This window comes from Parabacteroides sp. AF21-43, assembly GCF_003635435.1.
Lineage (GTDB): Bacteria > Bacteroidota > Bacteroidia > Bacteroidales > Tannerellaceae > Parabacteroides > Parabacteroides distasonis.
Map to the genome: position 1 here is coordinate 20741 of NZ_QTMG01000001.1, position 17517 is coordinate 38257.

General features: G+C 42.7%; 13 protein-coding genes. 5 read left to right on the forward strand and 8 right to left on the reverse strand.

Annotated features, from left to right (window positions below; genetic code table 11):
• The first annotated feature begins 53 nt into the window (after positions 1-53).
• Entirely contained in the window at positions 54-2483 is a 2430-nt protein-coding gene (locus DWX84_RS00115) for a glycoside hydrolase N-terminal domain-containing protein (protein ID WP_048928545.1), read from the forward strand.
• A gap of 60 nt (positions 2484-2543) precedes the next feature.
• On the opposite strand, the gene DWX84_RS00120 is transcribed toward DWX84_RS00115, so the two are convergent.
• The 8 genes from DWX84_RS00120 to DWX84_RS00155 all read right to left on the reverse strand — a co-directional run bounded on the left by DWX84_RS00120 (position 2544) and on the right by DWX84_RS00155 (position 10016).
• The gene (locus DWX84_RS00120; RefSeq protein WP_034532078.1) at positions 2544-3758 is read right to left on the reverse strand and encodes an OprO/OprP family phosphate-selective porin; all 1215 of its coding nucleotides are present in this window, start codon (positions 3756-3758) and stop codon (positions 2544-2546) included.
• A 40-nt stretch (positions 3759-3798) separates the two neighbouring features.
• Positions 3799-4473 carry a phosphate signaling complex protein PhoU gene (gene phoU / locus DWX84_RS00125; RefSeq protein WP_005853873.1) on the reverse strand — a complete coding sequence of 225 codons (675 nt, stop codon included), beginning with the start codon at positions 4471-4473 and terminating at the stop codon, positions 3799-3801.
• A 31-nt stretch (positions 4474-4504) separates the two neighbouring features.
• A complete protein-coding gene (gene pstB / locus DWX84_RS00130) occupies positions 4505-5257 on the reverse strand; it encodes a phosphate ABC transporter ATP-binding protein PstB (protein ID WP_005867076.1) in 753 nt (250 codons plus the stop codon).
• 15 nt (positions 5258-5272) lie between these two features.
• On the reverse strand, positions 5273-6160 hold the full coding sequence (gene pstA / locus DWX84_RS00135; protein WP_005867077.1) for a phosphate ABC transporter permease PstA: 888 nt from the start codon (positions 6158-6160) through the stop codon (positions 5273-5275).
• Positions 6161-6168: 8 nt separating this feature from the next.
• Positions 6169-7356, reverse strand: coding sequence for a phosphate ABC transporter permease subunit PstC (gene pstC, locus DWX84_RS00140; protein ID WP_005867078.1), 1188 nt, complete (start codon positions 7354-7356; stop codon positions 6169-6171).
• Positions 7357-7628: 272 nt separating this feature from the next.
• A complete protein-coding gene (locus DWX84_RS00145; RefSeq protein ID WP_008778724.1) occupies positions 7629-7871 on the reverse strand; it encodes a DUF6722 family protein in 243 nt (80 codons plus the stop codon).
• A gap of 91 nt (positions 7872-7962) precedes the next feature.
• Positions 7963-9459, reverse strand: coding sequence for an acetyl-CoA hydrolase/transferase family protein (locus DWX84_RS00150; protein ID WP_048928519.1), 1497 nt, complete (start codon positions 9457-9459; stop codon positions 7963-7965).
• Positions 9460-9560: 101 nt separating this feature from the next.
• A complete protein-coding gene (locus tag DWX84_RS00155) occupies positions 9561-10016 on the reverse strand; it encodes a hypothetical protein (RefSeq protein WP_048928520.1) in 456 nt (151 codons plus the stop codon).
• Between the two features lie 260 nt (positions 10017-10276).
• Between DWX84_RS00155 and miaB the strand changes: the two genes are divergently transcribed.
• The 4 genes from miaB (at position 10277) to DWX84_RS00175 (ending at position 17504) form a co-directional block, all read left to right on the forward strand.
• Positions 10277-11650, forward strand: a complete 1374-nt coding sequence (gene miaB, locus DWX84_RS00160; RefSeq protein WP_048928521.1) for a tRNA (N6-isopentenyl adenosine(37)-C2)-methylthiotransferase MiaB — start codon at positions 10277-10279, stop codon at positions 11648-11650.
• Between the two features lie 147 nt (positions 11651-11797).
• The gene (locus DWX84_RS00165; protein WP_009017956.1) at positions 11798-12130 is read left to right on the forward strand and encodes a hypothetical protein; all 333 of its coding nucleotides are present in this window, start codon (positions 11798-11800) and stop codon (positions 12128-12130) included.
• Positions 12127-12765, forward strand: coding sequence for a nucleotidyl transferase AbiEii/AbiGii toxin family protein (locus DWX84_RS00170; RefSeq protein ID WP_009017957.1), 639 nt, complete (start codon positions 12127-12129; stop codon positions 12763-12765). The genes DWX84_RS00165 and DWX84_RS00170 overlap by 4 nt, the downstream gene beginning before the upstream one ends.
• 1115 nt (positions 12766-13880) lie before the next feature.
• Complete coding sequence (locus DWX84_RS00175) at positions 13881-17504, forward strand: DUF1565 domain-containing protein (protein WP_229040465.1); 3624 nt, start codon at positions 13881-13883, stop codon at positions 17502-17504.
• Positions 17505-17517 lie beyond the last annotated feature (13 nt).

The following is a 17517-nucleotide window of genomic DNA, read 5'->3' on the forward strand; positions in this document are numbered from 1 at the left end:
TCGCCTCTTCGGCTTTTGATGGAAAAACAATAACAAGGAATAATCGTATGAATATGAAAGGACTTTATTTGATTTTGTTATCGTTCCTTTTCGGTTGTAATTTGCCGGATATGCAGACTGGGAAGGAGGTCTCTTATTATTTTGACCAACCAGCGCAGATATGGGAAGAAACTTTGCCTTTGGGAAACGGCCGTATCGGTATGATGCCGGATGGTGGTATTGAGCGGGAGAATGTGGTCCTGAATGAGATCTCCCTGTGGTCCGGAAGTAAGCAAGATACGGACAATCCTTATGCGTATTACTCTTTGGCGAATATTCGTCGCCTCTTATTTGAGGGACGGAATGACGAGGCACAGGATTTGATGTATAAAACTTTCGTCTGCAAAGGGACCGGGAGTAATCTGGGGGACGGTGCGAACGCTCCGTATGGGAGTTACCAATTATTCGGAAATCTAGTGCTGAGATATACGTATCCGAATGAATCGGATTCTATCGCTGAGTATCGCAGGCGGTTGAACCTAAGCGAGGCTATCGCTTCCGTCTCTTTTAAAAGGGGGAATGTGAATTATCAACGGGAAATGTTTACCTCTTTTTCCGGGGATCTGGGAGTTATTCACTTGGTAGCGGACGCAGATCGGGCCTTGAATTTCTCATTGGGTATGAATCGTCCGGAACATGCGACGATCTCTTTGGACGGAAAGGACTTGCTGATGCGGGGACAATTGCCGGACGGGGTGGATACGTTGGAGATGAAAGGGATGCGTTTCGCCTCTCGTGTCCGTATCGTCTTGCCGAAGGGGGGGGATTTGACCGCAACGGATAGTAGTTTATCGGTGCGAAGTGCCTCGGAAGCGATTATCTTGGTAAGTTTAGGTACGGATTATTTCGATAAAGACGGCGTCGGACAATCCTTGGAAAAATACTTATCGCAAGCGGAATCTAAGGATTTCTCCACCTTGCGCCGGGAACATACACTCGCTTATCGCTCCCTGTTTGATCGGGTCTCTTTGGATTTGGGAAAAGGCGAAAGGGATCATCTTCCGATCCATGAGCGTTTGGCCGCTTTCGCTCAAGATAAGAACGATCCGGGATTGGCGGCTTTATATTTCCAGTTCGGTCGATATTTATTGATTTCCTCGACCCGGCAGGGATTACTGCCCCCGAATTTGCAGGGCTTGTGGTGTAATACGATTCATACGCCTTGGAACGGGGATTATCACCTAAATATTAATTTACAGATGAATCATTGGCCAGCGGAGGTCACGAACCTCTCCGAGTTGCACCTTCCGCTGATCGAATGGACGAAACAGCAAGTCCCTAGCGGTGAACGTACGGCCAAAGCTTTTTATAACGCACGGGGATGGGTCACGCATATTTTAGGTAATGTCTGGGAGTTTACCGCCCCGGGCGAACATCCGTCGTGGGGAGCCACGAATACATCCGCCGCATGGCTATGCGAGCATTTGTACACGCATTATCAGTATACATTAGATAAGGCGTATTTGAGGGATGTTTATCCGACGATGAAAGGGGCTGCCCAATTCTTTGTGGATATGCTGGTGCAAGATCCCCGGACTAAATATCTGGTGACGGCACCTACTACCTCTCCGGAGAACGCTTATAAAATGCCAAACGGAAGTGTCGTGAGTATTTGTGCCGGATCGACGATGGACAATCAGATCTTGCGGGAATTATTTACGAATACCATTGAGGCCGCCGGGATTTTAGGTGTGGATAGCGCGTTCGCTGCTGAGTTGGCGGCGAAACGAGATCGCTTGATGCCTACGACGATCGGTAAAGACGGCCGTATTATGGAATGGCTCGAGCCGTATGAGGAGGTAGAGCCTACCCATCGTCATGTCTCTCATTTATATGGGCTTTATCCCGGGAATGAGATATCGATAGAGCATACGCCGGAGTTGGCAGAGGCGGCTCGTAAATCCTTGGAGGTCCGTGGCGATCAAAGCACGGGCTGGTCTATGGCTTGGAAGATTAATTTCTGGGCCCGTTTACAGGATGGCGATCATGCTTATAAATTGCTGGGTGATTTGTTACGTCCCTGTGTAGATGAGCATACGAAGGAGGTGAAGGGAGGAGGCTCTTATCCTAATTTGTTTTGTGCCCATCCTCCTTTCCAGATTGATGGTAATTTTGGAGGAACAGCCGGTATTGCGGAGATGCTGATACAGAGTCAATCCGGATTGATCGAGTTCTTGCCCGCTTTGCCATCCGCTTGGAAAAATGGAAGCTTTAGCGGTTTAAAAGTCCGGAATGGCGGGGAGGTGTCGGCTAAATGGACGGAAGGTCTGTTGACGGAAGCTCGATTGAAAGCGATCGTTCCCGGTTCTTTCCAGATCAAGCTTCCGGCGAATTCCGCGAACATGAGCCTCAAAAAGAACCAAAAGCCGGTTTCCCTACCTGTAGTCGATGGAAAAGTAACAGTGGACTTGTTACAAGGGGAAGAGCTTGTGTTGCAATTCTAAGTTACCATTCTGAGGGGATGAGACGCGGCATGCTGCGTCTCTACAACAAATGAGAAAAATTTAATATAACGGTAATCTATAAATGAAACCGATCGAAAGGCGTGCGGTGTCGTCCAGAGAGGCATCGAGCGCCTTCGCTCGTTCGGATAGGTTATATTTTTTACCTATGGCGGTCAAGAAGATATGTAGATTATCATCGGCCATCGGATAGAACTCAAGCCCTCCTTGATACCCCCATGCCGTACGGTATTTACCTTTCTCGTAAGCATCGTAGGCTTTATAGATCGATGCGCTTTCATACATTCCTTTCGCGAATAGTTGCCATTTGGGATGGAAACGATACTGTATTTCCCCCACCAGCGAAAGATAATCGATGTTTTGCATACGAACCGGTGGTTCCGGTTCCTCCTCTCCGGAGACTTCGGGCTGGGTCAATTCGGTCAATAATCCTAATGGGTCTAATTTTCCTCGTGAATACATGACATCGAAATAAGCATAGACCGGTCCGGCCTCTATACTTTGACCGGTAAAGACGCTATACATATATTTCCCTTGGGCTTGCTCCGCGGCGGATACGGAGTACCGTAAATGAATCAACTCATCCAGAAAGTTACCGTTCCAGTTCAATGTGTAAAACAAGGGAACTCTCGGTTTCTTAAATCCTTCCGGCAGACGTCCATACTCATCTTCCATCGATCCCATACGACTGTTCGTCACCTGTAAGCGGATCTCTTGTGACTCATTCGGCTGATACCCCAGCCCGATTCCCGTAAGGTAGCAAAGGGAGTATTCATTCATATCGCTATACTCATAAATAAGCAAAGGATTCTCGTCGTACTCAAAACCACCGTAGAACACATCTTGTTTTCCGGCGGTTAAGGTAAAACGCTCATTCAGTTTATAGCCAATATACGCATATTCGATCGACTCATTCAAATTCTCCAAGGCTTGTCCCTCATAACCGCCATTCAGCGTTTGGCGATACCAATAGAATAACCGATCGTTCACTTCTCCGGTAACATCAATTTTGACATCCCTGAAACGAAAGGCGGCTTCATCCAGCTTCCCCGAGAAAAAGTCCGCGTTGAATCCTGCATGCATCTCCAAGTCCAGATTGAAAACCTTGTTGCGTTTCGGAATCTTAGTTGCGTATTCAAAAAGAGATACCGAAGAAGAATCCCGCTCTGGGATCGGAGAATTTGTCTGAGCGTAAGACGTTAACGCGGAACCGATAAATAAGAAGGCCGACAGCCAAGCCACTGTGAGTCGTTTCATTTACTGATGTTAATTATTAAAGTGGCCGCAAAGATACGAATTATTGCTCGGTTTTGCCCATATGCTTCATGACTTTAGCGTCCAGATAGAAAATGAGTTCTTCCGCTATATTCGTACAATGATCTCCGAAACGTTCCATTTTCCGGATAACACCGGCCATATATAACCCTGCCAACGCGCTACCTTTATGCTCCTCTATATATTTGGCGATAATAGCGGTAGAATTATGATTGATCTCATCGATCAAATTATCCTTCAAGAAGATACGGGAAGCGATCTCTGAGCTTTCTTTCTCAAAAGCCTCTTTGGTGAGTGAGATCATGCTTAATAACTCCGACAGCATTTCTTCTACCCGGGTTTCCTTGACCAGTTGCGGGTCAATCGGTTCCCCCTCGGGAAGGTTTCCTGCGAAACGGGCGATGCTTTCTGCGAAATCTCCCAGACGCTCTAGGTTTGTATTAATCTTATACATCGCCAATACGAAACGTAGGTCGATCGCTACCGGTGCGTACAAGGCGATGATATCCTCGCAATCACTGTCGATCTTTAGCTCGAAAGCATTTACCCGGCGTTCCCGGCTGATTACCTTATAAGCGAGTTCCTTATCTCCGGTAAGCATAGCCTCCCCTGCGTTGTATAATTGCTGGTGAACCAATGCCCACATCTCACTGATACTATTTTTTAAAGAATGAATCTCCTGCTCTATAACCTTCATACTCTTCTAATTTTCAATTTTTAATTTTCAATTACCCAAACCGTCCGGTAATGTAATTCTGTGTAGACTCTTTCTCCGGATTGGTGAAAATCTTCCGGGTATTATCATATTCAATCAATTCCCCTAAATAGAAATATCCGGTCTTGTCGCTAACACGAGCCGCTTGTTGCATATTATGGGTAACGATTACGATCGTATAATCATTTTTCAGCTCATGTATCAAATCCTCGATCTTACTGGTTGAAATCGGGTCCAACGCGGAAGTCGGCTCGTCCATCAACAAGATAGAAGGCGAGATCGCCAAGGCACGGGCGATACATAAACGTTGCTGTTGTCCGCCGGAAAGAGCGAATGCCGATTCTTTCAGTTTATCCTTTACCTCGTCCCAAAGGACGACCTGCTTTAAAGTCTTGACCACCGTCTCCTCAATATAATTCTCATCGTTGACACCGTTTACCCGCAGGCCATAAGCGACATTCTCATAAATCGTCTTAGGAAAAGGATTCGGTTTCTGGAAAACCATCCCCACGTTTTTACGTAAGCGATCCACTTTCTCACTTTTCGTATAGATATCTCTTCCATCAATTAGGATCTGACCTTCCATGCGAGTGCCCGGAATCAAATCATTCATGCGGTTGAACAGGCGGAGGAAAGTAGACTTTCCGCAACCGGACGGTCCGATGAAAGCGGTGGACGTATTCGGCTCTATCTCCATGGAAATGTTCTTCAACGCATGGAAATCCCCATAATAAAAGTCTACGTTTTTAGCATCAATCTTTATCATAATTGTCTTATTTTTTTAATTCATTTTTACCTTCTTGGCGAAATAACTACGCAAGGCATTTGCCAAAAGGTTTACTAATAATACGATGACAATCAGTACGAGTGCCGTGCCATAAGCCATTCCCCGGGAAGCCTCGATATCCGTACCGCTTGTAGATATAACATATAAGTGATAGGGTAATGCCATACATTGGTCGAAAATACTTTTCGGTAATTGCGGCAAGAAATAAGCGGCCACCGTAAAAAGGATAGGAGCGGTCTCTCCGGACACACGCCCGATCGAAAGAATCAATCCCGTAATAATATTGGGGAACGCCATCGGTAGCACGACCCTGCGAATGGTCTGCAATTTCGTAGCCCCTAACGCTAGGCTACCGTGGCGGAAAGAATCATCGATACTTTTCAAAGCCTCTTCCGTCGTACGGATGATAAGTGGCAAGGACATCAGCGCCAAGGTAAACGAACCCGCTATAATAGAGTCTCCCCATCCCAAGGTGCTTACGAATAGAGACATACCAAATAACCCGAAAACAACGGATGGGACACCACTTAGATTATTCGTCATGATACGGATGAAGCGGATGAGTTTCCCGTTCGTGGCGTACTCGTTCATATAAATACCACTCATGATGCCGATAGGAAAACTAATCAAGCTACTTCCGATCACTAAATAGAGTGTACCTACGATAGCCGGAAAAATCCCCCCGGAGGTCATGCCCTCTTGGGGTGCTTGTGTCAGGAAATCCCAACTGATCACGCTCGCTCCCTTTAAGATAATGAATCCCAGTATTACGAATAAGATCACTACGACCAAATAACTCAGGAAAGAAAAGAAACCGAAAGCAACCTGTTGAGAGGCCCGTTTCCTCTTGTCTATATTCCCTAAATGTTGAATAGGTGCCATATCTTTAATTAAATTTTACGTTTGGATGAAATATATTCTACGGCGATGCTCAACCCCAAGGTGATGAGGAACAACACGGCTCCCAGCATAAACAAGGCTTGGTAATGTGCTCCACCTGCGGGAGCCTCACCCAATTCCGCCGCTATCGTGGCAGGAATTGTCCGTACCGGTTCGAAGAACGAGGTAGGGATAACGGCGGCGTTTCCGGTTACCATCAATACGGCCATCGTCTCACCGATCGCACGTCCTATACCTAATACGACAGCGGACGTGATACCGGATATGGAGTAGGGGATTATTACTTTATAGATGGTTTGCCATTGCGTGGCTCCCAATGCCAAGCTGGCCTCTTTCATGGCTCGTGGTGTAGTTCGCATGGCATCTTCCGCTACCGTGATGATGGTCGGCAACGCCATGATCGCTAAAACCACGCTTCCGGCGAAAGCGGTCTCGCCTACCGGAAGGTCTAAAGTCTTTTGGATAAGGGGAACGATCACCACCAATCCGAAGAAACCATAAACGACTGAGGGAATACCTGCCAGCAACTCGATAAGCGGTTTTAATAAATTGCGTGTTTTTGTATTGGCGATCTCTGCCATATAGATCGCTACCGCTACTCCGAAGGGGAGGGATAAGGCGATCGCACCTATACTTACCAACAGCGTTCCTAGTAATAGAGGGATCAGCCCAAAGATCGGAGCGGGAGTTGAGGTCGGATACCATTTCGTCCCTCCAAAGAATTCCGAAGGCTTGATCGTGGCTCCCGATATGATTTTTCCCGTAAAGTTTTCCGACTTGTATTGTTCCGGAAAGAATGCGATAATCCCGGGCTCTTTATGGATAAGTTCATTGATTTTCTCGGGAACATATTGAAATTCTTCACCTAGCTCTTCTTCCGTATAATAGTTGGTTAGATCCGAGAACCGGAAGACTAGTATATCTTGATTTTCTCCGTTTAAATCTTCCCAATTGGTGATATTGGCATCGAAGACATCCATGATTTGCTCGGGCGACAAATGTTCGACCGGATTTTCCTGATTCACGGCCAATATATATCCTTCCTCTACCTCCGGGCTGTTAAAAAGACCTGCGGCCTCTTTAAATAAGAAGACAATGATCAACAAGATCGTAAAGCTACTGACGCTTCCACTGATCAAAAATCCTCCTTCCACTAATTTTTCAATAAACTTTCTCACAATCTTTGCCTATTTATTCTGATGCAAAGAAAGGATATCCATATTAAGAAGCTGTTAAGCCTGTTTGAAAGAATTATTACAAACATATTACGAGTTTGTAATATATACAATTGAAATAAAAAAGGCTCCGTTATGCGGAGCCTCAAAATATATTGGAGATTATAGATTTTCTAGCCATTTTTTACCAGGCTTGGTATATAGCCATACGAGGAATCCACCTCCAACAATAGCACTGATCGTGAAAACTAAACTTAGCATATCCATAATAAACCTTATTTAAAAATTTTATTTCCAATCCAGGCGAATATCACTGTTGCTATTCCACCAACGATAGCTCTATATATAAATATTGACTCTTTTAGCTCTGTATCAAAAGTAGCAATACCTCCAATAACCAGACCCGCAAAAGTTAATTTAGCCAAATCATAGAAGAACTTTCCCAGGTTTTCTCTACGGGATTGATCTCTTTCCCTGCTTTCTTTTTTTTCATCCTGTTGTTTCTCCCAGTTTCCCATATAACAAAGATATGAATAGTTTTTAGATAAACAAAAGGCCATCCCGAAATTATTCGGAATGGCCTTGAGATAAGTATGTAATATGTTTGTATTACTTATTATACTTGCTCCAATCCACATTGTGCATATCTCCGCTGGCCGCTAGTTCCTCATGGAAAGCGAAACAGCATTTCAGGTTTTGAGGCGTATGTCCCTTGATACCCATAGCGAGGTACTCTTCCAATAACGGTTTGTAATCCGGGTGAACACAATTGTCGATGATACAACGAGCGCGTTGGATCGGAGATTTACCGCGTAAGTCCGCTACACCATATTCAGTGATGATGATCTTCACGGAGTGCTCGCTATGATCCAAGTGAGATACCATCGGTACGAACGCGCTGATCTTTCCATCCTTCGCCGTAGACGGAGTCGTGAAGATCGACAACATAGCCGAACGGGTAAAGTCGCCGGAACCACCGATACCATTCATCATACGAGTACCGGATACGTGCGTAGAGTTGATATTACCGAAGATATCAGCCTCCAAAGCCGTATTGATAGCGATCAAGCCTAAACGGCGGGCAACCTCCGGATTGTTAGAGATCTCTTGCGGACGAAGCAAGATCTTATCCTTGAAGAAATCAAGGTTAGCGTAGATCTCACGGATCACCTCGTTACTTACGGACAAAGAGCAACCGCTGGCAAATTTAACACGGCCCTGTTTCATCAACTCGATGACAGCGTCTTGAATAACCTCAGTATATACATTGAATGCGGGGATAGACTCATTAGCTCCCATGCAGCCCAAGACTGCGTTAGCCACGTTACCTACGCCACTCTGCAATGGAACGAATTCTTTCGGAAGACGGCCGGCCTTGATCTCGCTAACCAAGAAGTCCGCAACGTTTTTACCGATCGCCATCGTAACATCATCCAGCGGAGAGAATTTTCCACCTTCATTCGGCTCATCGGTCCTTACCACACCAACGATCTTAGCCGGGTCTACTTTTACACAATCGTTACCGATCCTGTCAGAAGGAGTGTAGATAGGGATCTCACGGCGTAAAGGAGGATCAGCCGGCTCGTAAATATCATGCATACCGCGGATTTCTTTCGGGTGACGGCAGTTCAACTCAACGATGATACGGTCTGCCATACGACAGATAGTAGGTAAGATACCAACACCTGAAGTCGGAACGATCTCACCATCCTCAGTAACATCGGCAGCCTCTACGATCGCTACATCGATCTTACCCAAGAATCCGTAACGCAAGCTTTGTGCCAATTCAGACAAGTGCAAATCGAAATATTGTGCCTGATGAGCGTTTAATGCGGCACGTAAGTCTTTGTTCGATTGGTACGGTGTACGGAATTTGATGGCGTTAGCGCGAGCAAATTCTCCGTCTAGCTTATCACCGGTAGAAGCACCGGTAAACATACCGATTTGGAAAGGGTTACCTTTAGCGTGTTCTTCCGCTGCCTTCCGGGCGATAGCTCCGGGAACGACTTTCGGGCATCCTGCGGGTGTAAAACCACTGAAACCAACATTGTCATTATGATGCACATAAGATGCGGCTTCTTCAGCTGTAATGAATTTTAATGCCATGATAATTAGTTTTTATGTTTTTAGGTAAATACTTACTGTTCAATATTTTTCGGGCAAACTTACATAAAATTACGCTGAATCGAATATAAGTGTGGCGTAAATTAATACTTCCGGTTTAGAATCTCCGCACAAATGATCGCTTTCTTCAATTCCTCGATGTCTCTGAAGGTATCTTCCGGCATAAGCCCCGGTTCTTCCTCGATAGCACTCATCCTTACGGATGGCCGGGTCGCGATATGATTCGGGATATTCTTCTCGGCGGAAAGGAATGGAGATGAGGCAGGCGATGAGGTTACGACTTGCGGTTTCTCAACCTTTGGCGTTACCTGCTTTTGTCGGGGAGCGGGCTTAGGTTTTTGCGTTTCCTTTTGCATATCCTCCAGTATCTCCCAGAAGCCTTTTCCTTCTGTAGGCTGGTCATTAGGCATGATTTCCCTGTCGGGTTGCCCCAATATATCGGGGCGACTCTTCTTCTTTTTGTCTTTCGAACTGAATAAGCCACTGACGGCGGCGATAATCAGGAAAACAATATATAACCAATCTCCTACGTTATCCATAAACTTTGATTATTTTTGCACCTCCAAATGTAAGAAGAATAATTGAGAAGTGAAAAGATGGGAGTATATAAAACATCAGATAGGTATAAAAGTAAATAAGGGTAACTTCACAGCCACCCTTATTCGATTTAACCAAAACCTTAACTATGAAAAAATTTACGTTTTTCGAATGCAAATATAACGGTGGGATTCGAACTATGCAAGCGTTTGCGTAATTATTTTTAAGAATCTTGCTTATTTAAATTCTATTAACATATAGTATGGTAAATCAAGAAAACGGTGTGGACTTAAAATCCGCTACCCAAAGCGATGAACGAAAGTTGTTTATCGAGACCTACGGCTGTCAGATGAATGTGGCGGACAGCGAAGTTGTAGCTTCTATCATGAAGATGGATGGCTATAGTATGACGGAGAATATCGAGGAGGCGGATGCCATCTTCGTGAATACTTGCTCCGTACGCGACAACGCCGAACAGAAAATCTATGGGCGGCTACAGTATTTCCAGTCTTTAAAACGGAAAAAGAAGTCATTAATTGTCGGTGTATTGGGATGTATGGCCGAACGAGTGAAGGAAGACCTGATCCATGTGCATCATGCCGACTTGGTGGTAGGACCGGATTCTTATCTGGACTTGTCGAACTTGGTGGGAGCGGTAGAGCACGGAGAGAAAGCGATCAACGTGGAGCTTTCTACCCAAGAGACCTATAAGGATGTTATTCCTTTGAAGTTACCGGGCGTACATATCTCCGGTTTCGTGTCTATTATGCGCGGTTGTAATAATTTTTGTACGTATTGCATCGTACCTTATACAAGAGGACGCGAGCGTAGCCGGGATATCGAGAGTATCTTGAATGAGATACGGGATATGCACGAGAAAGGCTTTAAGGAAGTTACGTTGTTGGGACAAAATGTAAACTCCTATTCTTTCGAGAAAGAAGGTGAGACCATAACCTTCCCGATCTTGTTGGATCGTGTGGCGAAAGAGGTTCCCGATATGCGAATTCGTTTTACGACCTCCCATCCGAAGGACATGAGCGATGATACCTTACGTGTGATTGCCGCGAACGACAATATCTGTAAGTTTATCCATCTGCCTGCCCAATCTGGCAGCAGTCGCATCTTGAAGGTCATGAATCGTAAATATACTCGTGAATGGTATCTGGACCGTATAGCGGCGATCCGTCGTATCGTACCGGATTGCGCTATCTCGACTGATTTATTCTGCGGTTTCCATTCCGAGACCGAGGAGGATTATCAAGAGACTTTATCCTTGATGCGTGAAGTGGGATATGATAGTGCTTTCTTATTTAAATATTCTGAGCGTCCGGGTACATATGCCGCTAGCCATTTGGAGGATAATGTACCGGAAGAAGAGAAGGTACGCCGTTTGCAAGGTATGATCGATTTGCAAAATAAGTTGTCCGAGGAAAGTAACTTGCGGGATATAGGCAAGACTTTCGAGGTTCTGATAGAAGGATTCTCGAAACGTTCCCGTGAGCAATTGTTCGGACGAACCAGCCAAAACAAGGTGGTTATCTTTGACAAGAAGAACTATCATGTAGGTCAATTCATAAAAGTCAAGATCCATAAGGCTTCCTCGGCTACCCTGTTCGGGGAACCTGTGGAGGAATAAGAAAAAGAAAACGCCAATACGTTCCATTTCGAGCGATATTGGCGTTTCTCTTATTTAAAAATCTTATTCACAATGTAACATTCTCTATTGTGATTTGCTTCTGACAAGAATAATCACTAAATTTGTGTTATTCTAAAACAGGAAGTTATGTCAAGAGATGTGGTAAAACAAGAACTATTGGCGAAACTGAAGCAAGAACACTGCTTCTGGTCGTACAACGAAAACTCTATCAAGGATATTCCAGATGATATGCTGATAGAGAAAACTTTGTTGCATCTTGACTTGGAAGAAATAAACCAACTGTTTCTAATTTATCCTTTCAAGAAAATCAAGCAGGTGTGGCTGGATTATCTTGTTCCCCAAGCGGAATATCTCTACACGTTGAATCGTTTCTTCGCATGGTATTATTTCAAGGCAAAGAAGCCAGATGCTTATATAAAGTCTATGGCTACTCGCCACCTTAATAAAATGTTTGCATGAAAGGTTTAGCTCCACACACGCTGCAAGTTTTTGAAGCTGTCTCTAAGCTGGACTGCATCAAACCCTATCTCTTGGTAGGTGGCACTGCTTTGTCATTGCAAATGGGAACTCGGCAAAGTGAGGACTTGGACTTTATGAAATGGCGTACTTCTAAAACAGAGAAAATGGAAGTGGCATGGTATCAGATAGAGAAAGAGCTCGCTGCAATAGGTGACACTCAGCATAAGAACATTTTAGATATAGACCATGTGGAATATTTAGTGTCTGGAGTAAAGTTCTCGTTTTATGCCTGCCCCAAATATTCTCCTGTCAGTATGCCTGTGGAATATCTGAATAATCTCAGATTGGCAGATGTAAAGTCTATTGGAGCTATGAAGATGGAGGTGCTGCTGCGTAGGAGTAATTTTCGCGATTATTATGATATTTATTCCATCTTAAAGTCTGGTGTACCTATCAACGATTTGGTATCTTTAGCCCTCACTTACTCTGGACATAAATTGAAATCCAAAAACCTGTTGGCTATGCTCACCAACGGCTCTCGTTTTACAAGAGACTCCCATTTTGAGCAACTTGCACCGACTTATGCTGTAACTGCTCAAGAAATAGAAGATTATATAAAGTCTTGTTTATTATAAACTGCTGCAACATTCTTGCGAATGGGGTTATATATAGAAATGAAAAAACTAAATCATCTACCATATCTGCCATTATCTATATAAGTATCTAATTATAAGAAATTTGTTGAATGGTGGTAGATAATAAACATCTACCACTATCAGCTTGCATCTACCACTATTTACTGCTTTTCAACCACTAAATGCAGCCGTTCACTATTCGCTAACAACATTACTCGTTCTGCGACGGTATGCCAACTGGCTGTCTGCTTGGTTATTTGTATACCTTGTGTATTGATTTAAAATATTGAATAATAGGTATTTATAGTTTTTAAGGCATAAAACAAAAGTTTTCATAGGGGAAAACTTTTGGTTCGTGCTTATGAAACTTTAGTTTTCTTCTAGGGAAACTCTTTGTTCCCCTAAGGGAAACTCTTATTAACCCTATCGCTTTGCGCATGTCTTTCAAAAATAACACGTATTCTCATCCAATGCAAAGAAAAAGTATCAATGTCAAGTATAAGTGGTAGATGTTGAATGATAATTGTAGATGTCAGGCTATCTACAACCTATATGTAATGCTTTGATTTATAAAGCATACATGGCGTAGTGGTAGATATTGTAGATGTTTTCATAAAATCAATATTGTAGAATTCCTTTTATCTCAATTATGTATAGTTGCAGTCTGATATTTGGTTAGTTATGCTATTCCACATGCTTTAAGAAGAGAATCTTATAGCTTGTGATGATATGAAGTTTTTAGAGTAGAAAAATTTTTTACGTAAAAATCTTTGATCTATAAGTATTCTGTAATAGATAAAAACGCCTAGTCTAAACGATCGTTTATTCTAGGCGTTAAAGATAGGCTATATTTTTGAATAAAACAAAATCCAGAGAAACTTTTAAAAATTGATTATCAACGCATAAACGTAAATATGGACGCTTATGTGTTGAATTCAATAAAACGCCAGAATAAAATGATCGTTTAGACTAGTCGTTTTATAACCGATGATTTCGCATAACTGCTTGTAAATGATGATTATGAGAAGACTGATGTGCTGGAAACTACAGAGTTTATGAATATAGGGTAAATGTTTTAAATAATTGAATATTACTAACTTATAAAAATTAATCGTATGAAAAGAAGACTACTTTTCTTGTTCGCCGTGTTTATGGTGGCAACGAGTGTGGGGTGGGGACAGACGGATTTGTATGTCAGCACTTCGGGTTCTGATGGTAACGGAGGTGGTGTGGAAGCTCCTTTGGCTACAATTGCGAAAGCGATTGAAAAAGCCGCAGATGGGGCTACCATTCGTGTGGCAGAGGGAATTTATCCCCAAGTTTCACCTATTGTTATTCCAAAGTCTATTACAATTATTGGCAGTGATTCGACAAATTGTATTATAGAAGGGCAGCTAGATATTCAACGGGATGAGGAAGAGAGCGTAATCAATGTCAATTTGCGGAATTTACAGATTACAAAAGCTACAACATTAAGCCAAGGCCTTATTAATGTGATGTCTAAGAATGTGAATTTGAATTTGTCTGGGGTCCATCTTCATCAACTAACAGCAGGTAGTGGTGATGGTTGGGGTAAAAGTTCTATGGGCATTGTTAATCTGGGAAAAAGCTATGATTCTAATAGTATTTGTGATAATGTGAATGTATCTCTTACGAATTCTTGTATTTATTTAGAAGGGTCTTACAATCGAGGGTTCTCTTCGTTTGGAAATACGACTAAGGTGAAAAATACTATTGTATTGGATAATTCTCATATTCTTTCTGCGGTATATCCGAAGAATGGTACTTATAGTAGAGGAATAAGTTTCTCAAATATGAATGGATCGTCCATAGAAATGAAAAATAATAGTACTATCAAAGGATTTTATTATGCAATAAATGTAACAGCGCTAAATGATAATCTTTCGATTTCAATTGTAGATTCAAAAATAGATTCATGGGCGGCACTCAATATTTGGTCATCTAATAATAAGTTTAAGATAGCTAATTCAACATTGGAGTCTCATAACTATCAACTTAAAGGATCAAATGATTTTGCTACGATTGTATTAAATAAAGATGAAGAAGACAATGCGATTAACAATTCCTTTGATATAAAAAATACTAATTTGTTTGCTTTTATGGAAAGTACAGCTCTGCAATATCCTATTTCTGTTCGTAGTACGGGTAATACATTTAATATTGGTGAGGGCTCTGTACTGAAAGTGAATAAAAATAATGTAGGGGTTTTGATACAGGACTATAAAACGAATACTTTTAATTGCGACAATACGGTTAAGTACCAGATCGCGGATGAGAAATCAGCGATTACTGTATTCAACCAAGATGGTTCATTACGTAATGCGGCTTGCGATATGTCTGGTCTACTTTCTGAGGTAGATTTGACAGATCAAAATCGTATCGTTTTCCCGGAAGGAGAATATACTTTACCAATGACTCTACCATTAGATAAATCTATCACAATTCAAGGAGCTGGGCAGGACAAGACTATTATAAAAGGTGCGATCTTGGTTAATGGCTCTGCCAATAATACTGCTACCGATGTTAAAATAAAAGGATTGAGTATCGATTATACGCCAACGAAAGTTACCTCTGGAAAATGTACTCCAATTATAGAGGTAACCGGTAATGCGGATTTGTTGATAGATAATTGTATTATGAATAATAATACACAAGGCTATGGTGATCGTAAGAACCCAAATCCTGCGGAAGCATTACAAAATGCGATTCTTCTGGGAGCAACGGCAAAGGGGACTGTACGTGTTGAAAATACTACAATAAATTTGGCGGCTAACGCACAATCTGGAGTTCTTATTGATGGAGAACTGACGGATGTCTCTCTTGTTAATACAAAGATTGAGGGACAGGTGAACGGTTCGAATCAATTTGGTGTATATATTCACCATAAAAAAACGCCAGTGACGGTAGATAGTACGACAATCTTGCTAAATAACCATTATTGTATTTATGCTAATAACGCCGGCGATCAAAAATTGACAATAAAGAATAAATCGAACATCGTAGGATATGGTGCTCTCTATTTGTATGAGACCTCAGATATGAACGTCCATGTTTCGGGAGGGAGTATCTTAACAGGTAAGACAAAAAATAAGGGTGTTTCCGATAGCTTTGCGGCTATAGCGATATCAACAAATAATTCTACAGTGGGAGCTTCCAATAACGAGATTGTGATTGAGGATTCTTATATCGGGAATAAGTTTGCTGAACAAGAGACAATGGCAATGACTCCGATTAAAATAAATGGTAGTTTTACTCCTATTCCTTGTGATAATAAGATTATACTGAAAGGAAAAACAATTGTCTCAACTACTGATAACATAAAGAATCCAACTATAGTGGGTTATGGTATGAATCCTGATAAATATAATAATGTAATCATGCTGGAAGGCACTGATGTGCAATTGCAAGACCAGAACGGGAAACCTTGTGTAATCATTAATAAACCGGATGGTTCATTTAGGAATGCAGCGGTCTCTATAGTAACAGCAATCGATTTTGGAGAATTGTATGGGAGTACATATTACCATGAAGGCATTGCCTATGCGGGAGATATAATAATGATTCCTGATACGACTATAGCAGAAACGCTTGATGCTTTAAATGCGGCGGAATATACCTTCTTTAAAGCCCCTACTGTTCCCTCTGATCAAGGTACAACGCCTGCCATTTGGGAACCTTATGTTATTCCGGATAGTGTGATTTTTGATTGTAAGGACGGTTGTTTGGTGGCAAAGGAAAGTGCGGCTAAAACGTATGCTATCGCCAATCCTTATAAAAGGGTTTATTGGCTAAACCAAGGTGAGAAGTCTTTTTCTATAAAAGATTATGCGGTAGCTATTGAAATAAAAAATGATACTACGTGGGCCACTCCTTATTCGGAAAGGAAGGTGAATGTATTGGATGGAGCGACTCTGACCCTCTCTACTCCAATGGTTTTAGATACCGTTACAATGGAAGAAGGTGCCCAATTGCGATCTGCGCTTACGGATGTCAACCAAAAGGTAACCGCTAAGGTACTTCGTTTCGCTCCAAAATTATCCGGTAATAACTGGAAAGCGCTAGGTGTACCGTTTACGTCTCTGGAAGTAAAAGACTCGAAAGGTGCATCCGTATCAGCACCAAGCGCTCAAGAAGCTGATAATGGTATTTGGTTTGCGGATCTGAAGAATAATAAGACTCCTATATTTGAGGTGAAGACCGACAACTTTGGCGCAGCCGGATTATGGGCGGCTAATGGCGATACCTATACGATCTCTTCTGAAGGAGCTTTTGAATTCAAGACCTTGGAAGAACCTGCCGCTCCAACTGAAACAGGTACTTTCTTGATGTGCTCGAATCCGAATACATTTACGATTACCTTGAAACAATCTGCTTATATATTGACAACGGATGGAACCTCTTTCGAGCAAGAGGCAAATCCGGAGATCAAGCCTTTCCAAAGCTTTGTCTTGACAGACGCCAAGACATTGAGTACGCTTCGCTCTTTACGTATCGGCGATGGCGTGGTTACGGGCAACCAGACGATCGAGCCGGTAGATGGTTATTACGTGACTACCGATCGTGGCGCTATCGTGATTCACACGCCGGAGCCTATGGACGTGGTGGTTATCAGAATGAATGGCAAGGTCGCTTATCGTGGCGAGGTTACGGACGGACAGCGGATCATGGTTTCTTCGGGCATCTATGCCGTGAACGGTCAATTAGTAAGGGTTAAATAACGATTAAAACAAA